Raw genomic sequence first — 9,733 nt, forward strand, 5'->3', positions numbered from 1 at the left:
AGGCCCCGCCGGCCAGGCGAAGCGATGAAACAACGCCAGGTTGCTATACCTAAAACAGCAACTCCGCCAGTTACAAACTGGCCTCACAAACAACCACAAGTTACCGCTGCGCTCAAACTGGCGGTATACCTGGAAAAAGAAAGCTCTACTGGCCAGCCGAATCTATACAACAACGCTTGTATAACCAGTAAAAACTAAATAGCAACAGCCTCAAATACTTCTTACTTCACCAATGCCTTATCCACCCGCTTAGGAGTATCCTCTCCTGAAACTATACCTTGGGAAGCGAGGGCGATCGCCCGGATCATGCTGGTGAAGTGGGGCATATCCAGCAGTTCGAATTCATCATCGACGGTATGGTAACTCTTGTCCCGGTCTATCTCAACGGAAGAGATGGTATGCGCCGGCACGCCGAGGCGGGCCAGGGTAGCGTTGTCGGAGCGGTAAAACAGGTTCTGGTCCGGGTAGGGATCCGGGTGGATGCTGTAAGCGGTCTTTTCGAGGCGCTTCTGTAGCAGCAGGCCCATGTCCGACTTGTCGAAGCCGGTCAGGTAGGCGCTGTTGGGACCAAACTTGGACGGCTTGCCCACCATTTCAATGTTAAACATGGCCACGATCTGGTCCGGGTTGAGCTGCTCCGAAAAGTACCGGGAGCCATGGCCTCCGATCTCCTCGGCCGTAAAGGCTGCAAAGATAAGGGTGCGCTCCGGCTGCGGCTGCTGCTTGTAGTAGCGAGCCAGCAGCATCATCGCCGTCGTGCCCGAAGCATCATCATCCGCGCCATTGGCGACGCTATCACCTTCCACAGGCTTTTGCAAACCAATGTGGTCGTAATGGCCCGAGAAGACTACAAATTCGTTCTTGCGCTTGCCCTCAATCATCCCTACCACATTCGACAGCTCCAGTCGCTCCACTGTGTTCTCAAATTTTATTTCATACTTTTTGGGCGTGCGCTGGCTCGTGAGCAGGTATACCTTGCTGCTGCCCTTGCCGATCTCTTTTTTGAGCGTGCCACGCTCCAGGCGGTTTCTGTACATCGCAAAGGCCTCCGAATGGCTCGGGTGAACGAGTACCAGCGCGTCCTGCTCGTTGGCATTGGCTTCCAGGTAGGCTGTCCGGAAATTGTCACCTTCCTTGATGTTTATCACCTGGATCTTATCTTTCTGCTTCCAGTTGATCTGCTCAAAGGCACTGTTGAAAAAGACATGCTCAGGTGCGATGGCTTTGCCGCCCAGTTTTACCTCTTTTTGCTTGGGCTTGAGCCTGTAGACATAGAAGGTTTGCCTGTAAGAAGGTGCCTGGCTGGAACTGCTGCCCTGAAGGGGGGTGAGGCCTGCCTCGTGAAATTCTTCTTCTATAAAATCAGCTGCTTTTTCGATGCCGGGCGTGAAAGGGGCGCGGCCCTGCATATTGTCGGCACTGAGGGTTTGCAGGATGCGGCTGGCCTCCTGCTGGCTGATGACAGAAAGGTCCTGTGCTGCCAGGGGCATGCTGAAGAACAAGGAAAATGCGGCCACCAGCAACTTTCTCCGGTTCAGGGTTTTAGGGATGTTCACAATTAGGAATTTGAGAAATTTTTAGGAATATTGATACGATCATGTGCTTGCTACAGGAATGTGCCTGCTAACCGGCGTTCCAATATACTGAAATATGGAGAAGAGCCCCAAAGTCAACTGGCTAAAGTTGCTGCAGTACACGCTGCTCGTGTCGGTGCTGTTATACTTTGGGCGTACGCTATTTGTTCCGCTCAGTTTCTCGCTGCTCATCAGCTTTGTGTTGTACCCGATCGTGCAGTGGCTGGAGAACAAAGGCTGGTCCCGATGGGGAGCCATACTCTTCTGCCTGCTGCTGCTGCTGGCGGGCGCGGGCGTGCTGGGCTGGCTGCTGGTGCGGCAGGTGGTCAGCTTCGGGCAGGAGTGGCCTGTGTTGCAGGAAAAACTGCTGCGTGCCTGGAATAAGCTGAGCCTATACCTGGAACAACAGTTCGGGATTGACGATGTGCAACAAATAAACTGGATCGAAGGGCTGGTGAATGACGCGACCGCTACCCTGTTCAATCTGGTGCAGAGTGTGTTGTATGCCTCTGCCGTCTCGGTGGTGCTGGTGCTGCTCATCCCCTTGTATGCTGCGCTCATACTCTATAACCGGGAGCAACTGGCCGCCGCTCTTTATTCCATGTTCCCGAAGGCAGAGCATCACAACATCCGCAGTATTCTGCACGAAACCATCACGACCTATTATAATTTTATCAAAGGGATGATCATCGTGTACGGGGTCGTCGGGCTGCTCAACAGCGTGGGCTTGCTGCTACTGGGTATACCGCACGCTATCTTTTTTGGGGTAGTAGCCTCTATCCTGACCTTTATACCTTATGTCGGGATCACGATAGGTGCGATCCTGCCCATGACGATCGCCTGGATCACCTACGACTCCGTGTGGTATCCGCTGGGGGTGATCATCGTGTTCTCTGTTGTGCAGTACCTGGAGGCGAATCTGATCTTTCCGATGGCCGTCAGTTTCCGGTTGCAGGTCAATATGCTCTTCACGCTGCTGGCCATTGTGGCAGGAGGCATTCTGTGGGGTGCCTCCGGCATGATCCTGTTTGTGCCTTTCCTGGCAATCCTGAAGCTCATCGCCGATAAGAACGAAGAAATGAAGGCGGTGTCGCTGCTGCTGGCAACCGGCAAGCCGCAGGCCAGGTCAAAGCTGGGCAGGCGCCGGAAAACCTAAGTCAGGCTTTCTGCTTTTCCCATTCCCGCTTCAGGAGGCTGTATACTTCCAGGTCAATAAATTTATCCCGGATCCATTCCCCGTCACGCTCTATACCTTCGAGGCTGAAGCCAAGCTTTTTAGGTATAGCGCTGCTCTTGGCGTTGCCTATACCTACCTTGATCTGAATTCGGTTCATGTGCATGTGCTCAAAAGCGTAGGTCAGCAAAGCCTCACAGGACCGGATCATGATGCCTTTGCCCTGGTAGGCTTCGCCCTGCCAGTAGCCGATCTCCAGTTTGCTGTTTATCCTGTCTATCGTCTTGAAGCCAATGATGCCGGCCACCTGGTCCTGGTAACGGATGGTGTATACCTTGTCCTGCATGTTGCCGGGCGCTGTGACCGAGCGCAGGAACATTTCGGTGTCGGCAACGGAATAGCTGTAGTCAATAAAAGGAAGCCACTCGCGCAGGTATAGCCGGCTGCTGTTGATCAGGTTATAAATAGCGGCTGCGTCTGCTTCCTTCGCTTCATAAAGTGCCAGGTCAGAGGCAATGGGAATGGCTGGTGTTGCCGTAGCGGATTTCATAGTCAAAACAGGTTATCTTTTTGATAAACGTAGCGGGCTAACTGATGGCTGGTCTGCACCAGGTATAGCATGCACGACAGAAACAGCCCGAAAGCACGTTTTATTCGTATTTAAACAAGTAAACTTCTTATTCTGTTTATACTCGTAATTAAGTTTATATCAGAGACTTGAGTAGTTTTTAAGAGGCAGAAGCTGCCGGAACGAAATCTAACCTAACAACCACATGCGTATGAAAAACTTTACACTGTTACTCTTCTTTATTTTTACCGTTTTCACGGCTCAGGCACAGAACGAGGACCTCCGGTTGGGCGCCAAAGCAGGTATTACCCTGGCCAGCATCAGCGATGATCCTACCATAGTGGACAGCGACGCTGGGGTGGGCGCCGAGTTTGGCGTTTTCGCCAGGATTGGAGAAGGCCTCTACATACAGACAGGGCTTGACTTGGTTAGCAATAAAGTTACGCTGGAGCGGTTGGTACAGCCCCGGCCCGGTGAGCGGGATGTTTTCACCGTGCGCTACCTGCGTGCTCCCGTACAGGTTGGCCTGGAAACGGACTACGAAGGAGCGGGCATATCCCGCCTGCGCTTTATGGCGGGGCCTGCTTTCAACTACGCGCTGGGAGTGAAGGACAACAACCTGGACATAGAGCGCCGCGACATCCGGAAAGCGCAGTTTTCAGTGAGTGGCGGCATTGGCATCGCGGTGCTACGGATTATAGAAATCGACCTGATGTACCACCATGGCATCAGCAAAGTGTTTAATGATGACGATGCCGATGGTAAATACCGGAATTTCTCGCTTACACTTGGCTTTAGCCTGTAGCCAAATGCCTCGCACGTAGCGTGCTATACCTGTTCTATACCTGGCCACCTCACAGGAAAGCCTGAAGGAGCACTCGGCAGCTGCTTCAGGCTTTTTTATGGGTTGGCTGGGCCGGAGCTTTAATCCAGGTGTTCCCGGATAAAGGCTACGGCCAGTTTGTGGGCATCTTCGGCCGCTGCTTTGTCGTATTTCGGGTTGCTTGGGTTGGCAAAGGCGTGCACAGCGTCATACATCTTGATGGTCACGTCTTTTCCGGCCTCGTTCATTTTTGCTTCAAAGTCCCGCACGATCTCCGGGGTGATGGACTCATCCTGCTCTGCAAATATGCCCAGCACCGGAGCCTCCAGCTGTTTGAGACGTGCCACATCGCGCTCCGGCATGCCGTAGTACATCACCGCCGCTTCTGCCTTGTCGCCGGCCAGCAGCGCTGCCTGTAAGGACCAGCCACCGCCAAAGCACCAGCCTATGGTAGCGATGTCGGCTTCCGGGCCGGCATAGGTTATCGCTCCCTTGATGATGGACTTGGCCCGTTCATTGTCCACGGCCTGCACATACTGCATGGCCTGTTCCCGCTCTTTAGCCACCTTGCCGTCGTAGAGGTCAAGCGCGATCACGTTCACATTGCCTACCTCCCGTGACAGGCGTTCTGCTTCCTGCATGATGTAGTCGTTGAGGCCCCACCACTCGTGTATCACAAACAGGTAGTCGTCCGTTTGTTTGGCCGCTTTGATTTCATAGGCGGTGGCCGTTTTCCCGTCGGGCGTTTTATAGGTGATTTTCTTGCCGGCTTTGTTCTGCAGCGTGAACGGAAGCGGATTCTCATGCTTCTCTGCAAAGGATTTGTTGCTGGCCAGCATAGCAAACTGTGTCGTCGGCTCAACAGACGTTGGTTTTACGCAGCAGGACATTTTTTCCTGTGCCAGGGCTGCCTGAAACAGCAGCAGGCAAAGCGCCATCAGTAAAGATAATTTTTTCATAGTGGTATAGTTAGTGTGTTGGTATAATGCAAGTTAATGAATTTTGGTGTTGCCTTGAAAGAAAGAAATCCAAAAATAAAAGCAGCCTTCCTCCGGACCTGGCGGAAAAAGGCTGCTTTGCTTTGGCAGGTATAGCTGTGCTCTATTTGGCAGCAGGAAACTTCTCTTTGGGTATAGCCGCTTCCTTGGCAGGCTTGCGGTGCCTGCTGTTGCTGCTGCTGCGCTTTTTGACATATACCGCCGAAGAGCCTTTGTCGTCTTCTTTCCGGATTGTGAACAGGTCTTTGTGTGCCTTGATGAGTTGTATGAGCTGGCTGTAGCCAAAGGTGCGGGGGTCGAAGGCCGGGTCAAGCGTACGCAGGCTGGTACCGATGGCGCCCAGATGGGCCCAGCCGTCTTCTCCTACGGCCATTGTGAAGGCTTCCTTCAACATAGGCACCGGGTTTGGGCGTGGGTTTTCACTGCCGTTTGGTGCGCTTTTGTCGGCAACGGCTATCTGCTTCTCATCAATATCGTCGGTCAGGTTTTCGGTATAGATAAAGATATTACAGGCATTCACGAAGGGCTTGGGCGTTTTGCGCTGTCCGATTCCCATCACAAAGATGCCGGCTTCGCGAATGCGGGTGGCCAGGCGGGTGTAGTCGCTGTCCGACGATACAATGCAGAAACCATCCACTAACTGGCTGTGCAGCAGGTCCATGGCGTCGATGATCATGGCGCTGTCGGTGGCATTTTTGCCTACTGTATAGCGGAACTGCTGGATGGGCTGGATGGCGTGGTTGTTCAGGCACTCTTTCCAGCCGTTCATTTGCGGTGTGGTCCAGTCCCCGTAAATGCGGCGGATGGTGGCCTGGCCGTACTTGCCTGCCTCAGCCAGTATTTTGACGATAAGGGCGGGCTGTGCATTGTCGCCATCTATCAGCATGGCCATGCGTTGTTGTTTATTCTCGTTGAAGGGTTTGTTCATAATGGATTGCCCCGGAGTTTTCTGTACCGGAAGGCGCTGTTTTTTTAATGTATACTGATGATTTGGGGATGGGTTGTAAGAAGGTAGGGAAACCCCTATATATGGGGAGAATGATTATATTGGGATGTAATTTAACTCTTTTAAATTTAGTATGCTAAAGATCTATTCAAACAGGTTCTATCCTGCAGCGATGTTAAGCTTAGTTTTCAGTTATTTGGATTGAAATAAAAAATGACGCAGAACGTGAAATGTATACAGTAGATGAAGTCATCATTTTTCTGAAAGAAGTAACAGGGGCAAAAGAGATAGAGCCTGATTCAGATATCTTCCATGACATTGGTGTTGTGGGCGATGATTTTCATGAAATGATGCAGAAGTTCGCTGAGAGATCTTCTGTAAAAATGGACCAGTATTTATGGTATTTTCATGCAGATGAAGAAGGAGGCTTTTGGAGTATAGGAGGTTGTTTCTTTGCACCACCCTATAAACGAGTGACTAGAATTCCTGTAACTCCTGCTTTGCTCGCTGAAGCGGCCACTAATGACAGGTGGGATGTACAATACCCGTATCATAAACTACCTAAACATAGGGTTGATTTGTACATCGATCAAGCAATTGGATTATTGGTTATAGTGTTCGCTATCATCGTTGGAGTAAAGAAGTGTGCGAGTTAAATGAATTAAGAGGTAAGTGATAGCTAAGGCCTATGATTCCTTAGGGAATACCAAGAACGAGTGCTTTTATGATGGAAATGGTTAAAGACTAGACTATGCCTTTTATAATCAGGGGAATCATTAGAAAATAGTTGCAACCAATGAAGCTGTAAACTAAACTGTGTCAGTGGTATGTGAGTAATACTTTAATGCAGATTAATAGTAAACGAAGCACAACTGTATCTTCTCAAACGCTGTACTCACCATGAAAAATGCATTATACATACTAACTTTCTTCCTGATCGTGACACATTTTTCAGCACAGGCGCAAGTGTATAAAAAGGATGAACCGCTTGCCCATACCTACTCGATAGTCGCCCGCGATGCCAAAACCGGAGAAATGGCCGTAGGCGTGCAGAGCCACTGGTTTTCGGTTGGTACGGCCGTGCCCTGGGTAGAGGCAGGTGTAGGCGTAGTGGCAACCCAGTCTTTTGTCAACAAATCGTTTGGATTGCGTGGCCTGGAGCTGCTCAAAGCGGGCAAGTCGCCACAGGAAGCGCTTGACATTCTATTGGCCGATGATGAGGGGCGCGAAGTGCGGCAGGTATCCATCATGGATGTGCAGGGACGCGTGGCCACGCATACCGGCAAACAGTGTATCCGGTATGCCGGGCATACCATCGGCAAAGATTTTTCGGTGCAGGCCAACATGATGCTCACCGACAAGGTATGGCCGGCCATGGCCAAGGCCTTCGAGACCAGCGCGGGCAAGCCCCTGGCAGAGCGTGTGCTGATCGCGATGCAGGCTGCCGAAAGAGAAGGCGGTGATATCCGTGGCAAGCAGTCTGCCGTCCTAATGGTGGTGCGCGGAAAAGCGACGGACGCTCCCTGGGATGACAAAACCATCGACCTGCGGGTGGATGATCACGAAAAGCCGCTGGATGAGCTGGCGCGCCTGCTCAAGGTATACCGCGCCTACGAGCACATGAACAACGGCGATCTGGCAGTGGAGAAAGGAGAGATGGAGAAGGCCATGGAAGAGTATGGCAAAGCCGAAACCATGTTCCCCGATAACCTGGAAATGAAGTACTGGCACGCCATCACGCTGGCCAACAACGGCGATGTCAACGGAGCCATCAAACTGCTCAAAGAGGTATACAAGAAAGACAAGAACTGGAAAGAACTGACCGATCGCCTCCCGGAAGTAGGCTTGCTGACGCTCTCGCCGCAGGACCTGCAGAAGGTGTTGAAGGTGCAGTAGAAACCGTGTTTTCTGAGCATAGTTGTCTATACCTCAAAATGATTTCTTAAATTAAAGCCCAAACGAATCTACACAAACCTTACAAGCATTATTCACCCTAAGATGTTACTTAAACACAAACTACGCGCCTGGGTTGCAGGAGCCGCTATGTTGGCTGCCCTACCCGCCACAGCGCAGCAAAACCACGCAACGGATTCCGTTACCATCCGGAAATTTTATGACAACGCACTGACCAGCTACGAGAGCTATGAGAACCTGCGCTACCTCACCAAGAACATCGGGGCACGCCTTAGCGGATCGCCACAGGCTGCTGCAGCTGTGGAGTGGAGCCGCCAGGTCATGGAAAAGATGGGCCTGGACCGCGTATACCTGCAGGAAGTGATGGTGCCTTACTGGGTGCGCGGCGACAAGGAAGTTGCCCGCATACTGAGCGGCAGAAACGGGGGCGTGGATGTGAATATACTGGCCTTGGGCAGCTCGGTGGGTACCGGCGCACAGGGGCTGAGCGCCCAGGTAATTGAGGTGAAGAACTTTGAAGAGCTTGAGAAGCTCGGAAAAAAGAAGGTAAAGGGCAAGATCGTATTCTTCAACCGCCCTTTTGATAATACCCACGTGAATACAGGGTCGGCTTATGGCGGCGCGGTAGACCAACGAGGAGGTGGCCCGGTGGCAGCTGCCAAACTCGGCGCAGTGGCCGTGCTGGTACGCTCCATGACCAACGACATCCAGGACGTGGCCCATACCGGCAATACCCGCTATGAGGAAGGCGTGGAGAAGATTCCGGCGGCGGCCATCAGCACCAAAGGAGCCGAACAGCTAAGTGCTTTGCTTAAAGACGATGCCGACCTGAAGTTTTACATGCGCATGACCTGCGAGACGCGCCCTGATGTGCTGTCTTACAATGTGATCGGGGAGATAAAAGGATCTGAGAAGCCCGATGAGATCATCGTAGTGGGTGGCCACCTCGATTCGTGGGATGTGGGTGAAGGCGCGCATGACGACGGTACCGGTTGTGTACAGTCTATTGAGGTGCTGCGCCTGTTCAAAGAGCAGGGTATACGCCCGAAGCGTACGATCCGTGCCGTGATGTTCATGAATGAAGAAAACGGACTGCGCGGCGGACGTAAGTATGCCGAAGAAGCCAAAGCCAAAGGCGAAAAGCACGTGGCTGCGCTGGAATCTGACGCCGGTGGTTTTACCCCACGCGGCTTCGGGATAGACGGAAATGATTCGCAGTATGCCAAGGTCCTCACCTGGAAATCCTTGTTAACGCCCTACGGCCTCCACGACCTGGCACGTGGCGGCGGAGGAGCTGACATCGGCCCGCTCAAAGGCCAGGGAACGGTAGCCCTCATCGGCTTCAAACCCGATTCCCAGCGCTACTTCGATTATCACCATACGCACATCGATACATTCGAAACCGTGAACCGCCGCGAAATGCAACTAGGTGCTGCTTCTATGGCCGCATTGGTATACCTGATCTCGGAATATGGTCTGGATGGCAACGGCGCGGAAGCGGTGAAGTAATCTGAATAGATCTGAAAATGGAGAAGCCTGCCCTGGTATAGACCAGGGCAGGCTTTTTTGTTTGATATTCGTTCTACAGACCTCGCAGCGTGCGCAGCTCCCGCGAGTGTCTGGGTCTATTACCTATACCTCCAGCCTGTTGCGGGATTACAGACTAGGGTATACCTGCCCACGGGGATAAGGATATCCCCTCCAGCTTGGCTTCGGGATTGGGAAATCCCGAAGAG

The 9,733-nt window shown here is 52.3% G+C and carries 10 protein-coding genes; 6 read left to right on the forward strand and 4 right to left on the reverse strand.

Annotated elements, in window-relative coordinates:
- A partial coding sequence (locus OB13_RS17230) for a hypothetical protein (RefSeq protein WP_461491421.1) occupies positions 1-198 on the forward strand: 198 nt, incomplete at its 5' end.
- Positions 199-221: 23 nt separating this feature from the next.
- Here the strand turns inward: OB13_RS17230 and OB13_RS17235 are convergent.
- Entirely contained in the window at positions 222-1,556 is a 1,335-nt protein-coding gene (locus tag OB13_RS17235) for a M20/M25/M40 family metallo-hydrolase (protein ID WP_461491422.1), read from the reverse strand.
- A 94-nt stretch (positions 1,557-1,650) separates the two neighbouring features.
- On the opposite strand from OB13_RS17235, the gene OB13_RS17240 reads away from it, so the two are divergent.
- A complete protein-coding gene (locus OB13_RS17240; RefSeq protein WP_461491423.1) occupies positions 1,651-2,730 on the forward strand; it encodes an AI-2E family transporter in 1,080 nt (359 codons plus the stop codon).
- Between the two features lies 1 nt (position 2,731).
- Here OB13_RS17240 and OB13_RS17245 read toward each other — a convergent pair whose 3' ends face one another.
- Positions 2,732-3,298 (reverse strand): GNAT family N-acetyltransferase, encoded by a 567-nt coding sequence (locus OB13_RS17245; RefSeq protein WP_461491424.1) that lies wholly within the window; start codon positions 3,296-3,298, stop codon positions 2,732-2,734.
- Positions 3,299-3,527: 229 nt separating this feature from the next.
- Here OB13_RS17245 and OB13_RS17250 point away from each other — a divergent pair, with 229 nt between their 5' ends.
- Complete coding sequence (locus OB13_RS17250; RefSeq protein ID WP_461491425.1) at positions 3,528-4,121, forward strand: porin family protein; 594 nt, start codon at positions 3,528-3,530, stop codon at positions 4,119-4,121.
- 119 nt (positions 4,122-4,240) lie between these two features.
- On the opposite strand, the gene OB13_RS17255 is transcribed toward OB13_RS17250, so the two are convergent.
- Entirely contained in the window at positions 4,241-5,098 is an 858-nt protein-coding gene (locus OB13_RS17255; RefSeq protein ID WP_461491426.1) for a dienelactone hydrolase family protein, read from the reverse strand.
- A gap of 142 nt (positions 5,099-5,240) precedes the next feature.
- Complete coding sequence (locus OB13_RS17260) at positions 5,241-6,065, reverse strand: NYN domain-containing protein (protein ID WP_461491427.1); 825 nt, start codon at positions 6,063-6,065, stop codon at positions 5,241-5,243.
- A gap of 248 nt (positions 6,066-6,313) precedes the next feature.
- Here OB13_RS17260 and OB13_RS17265 point away from each other — a divergent pair, with 248 nt between their 5' ends.
- The 3 genes from OB13_RS17265 to OB13_RS17275 all read left to right on the forward strand — a co-directional run bounded on the left by OB13_RS17265 (position 6,314) and on the right by OB13_RS17275 (position 9,506).
- Entirely contained in the window at positions 6,314-6,739 is a 426-nt protein-coding gene (locus OB13_RS17265) for a DUF1493 family protein (RefSeq protein WP_461491428.1), read from the forward strand.
- A gap of 244 nt (positions 6,740-6,983) precedes the next feature.
- Positions 6,984-7,979 (forward strand): DUF1028 domain-containing protein, encoded by a 996-nt coding sequence (locus OB13_RS17270; RefSeq protein WP_461491429.1) that lies wholly within the window; start codon positions 6,984-6,986, stop codon positions 7,977-7,979.
- Positions 7,980-8,081: 102 nt separating this feature from the next.
- The gene (locus OB13_RS17275) at positions 8,082-9,506 is read left to right on the forward strand and encodes a M20/M25/M40 family metallo-hydrolase (protein ID WP_461491430.1); all 1,425 of its coding nucleotides are present in this window, start codon (positions 8,082-8,084) and stop codon (positions 9,504-9,506) included.
- Positions 9,507-9,733: the final 227 nt, after the last annotated feature.

The organism is Pontibacter sp. HJ8 (assembly GCF_054824225.1).

Excerpts from the sequence above, each read along its gene's own strand:
- OB13_RS17240 (WP_461491423.1), top strand. The coding sequence starts at position 1,651 with ATGGAGAAGAGCCCCAAAGTCAACTGGCTAAAGTTGCTGCAGTACACG.
- OB13_RS17245 (WP_461491424.1), bottom strand. The coding sequence starts at position 3,298 with ATGAAATCCGCTACGGCAACACCAGCCATTCCCATTGCCTCTGACCTG.
- OB13_RS17250 (WP_461491425.1), top strand. The coding sequence starts at position 3,528 with ATGAAAAACTTTACACTGTTACTCTTCTTTATTTTTACCGTTTTCACG.
- OB13_RS17255 (WP_461491426.1), bottom strand. The coding sequence starts at position 5,098 with ATGAAAAAATTATCTTTACTGATGGCGCTTTGCCTGCTGCTGTTTCAG.
- OB13_RS17260 (WP_461491427.1), bottom strand. The coding sequence starts at position 6,065 with ATGAACAAACCCTTCAACGAGAATAAACAACAACGCATGGCCATGCTG.
- OB13_RS17265 (WP_461491428.1), top strand. The coding sequence starts at position 6,314 with ATGTATACAGTAGATGAAGTCATCATTTTTCTGAAAGAAGTAACAGGG.
- OB13_RS17270 (WP_461491429.1), top strand. The coding sequence starts at position 6,984 with ATGAAAAATGCATTATACATACTAACTTTCTTCCTGATCGTGACACAT.
- OB13_RS17275 (WP_461491430.1), top strand. The coding sequence starts at position 8,082 with ATGTTACTTAAACACAAACTACGCGCCTGGGTTGCAGGAGCCGCTATG.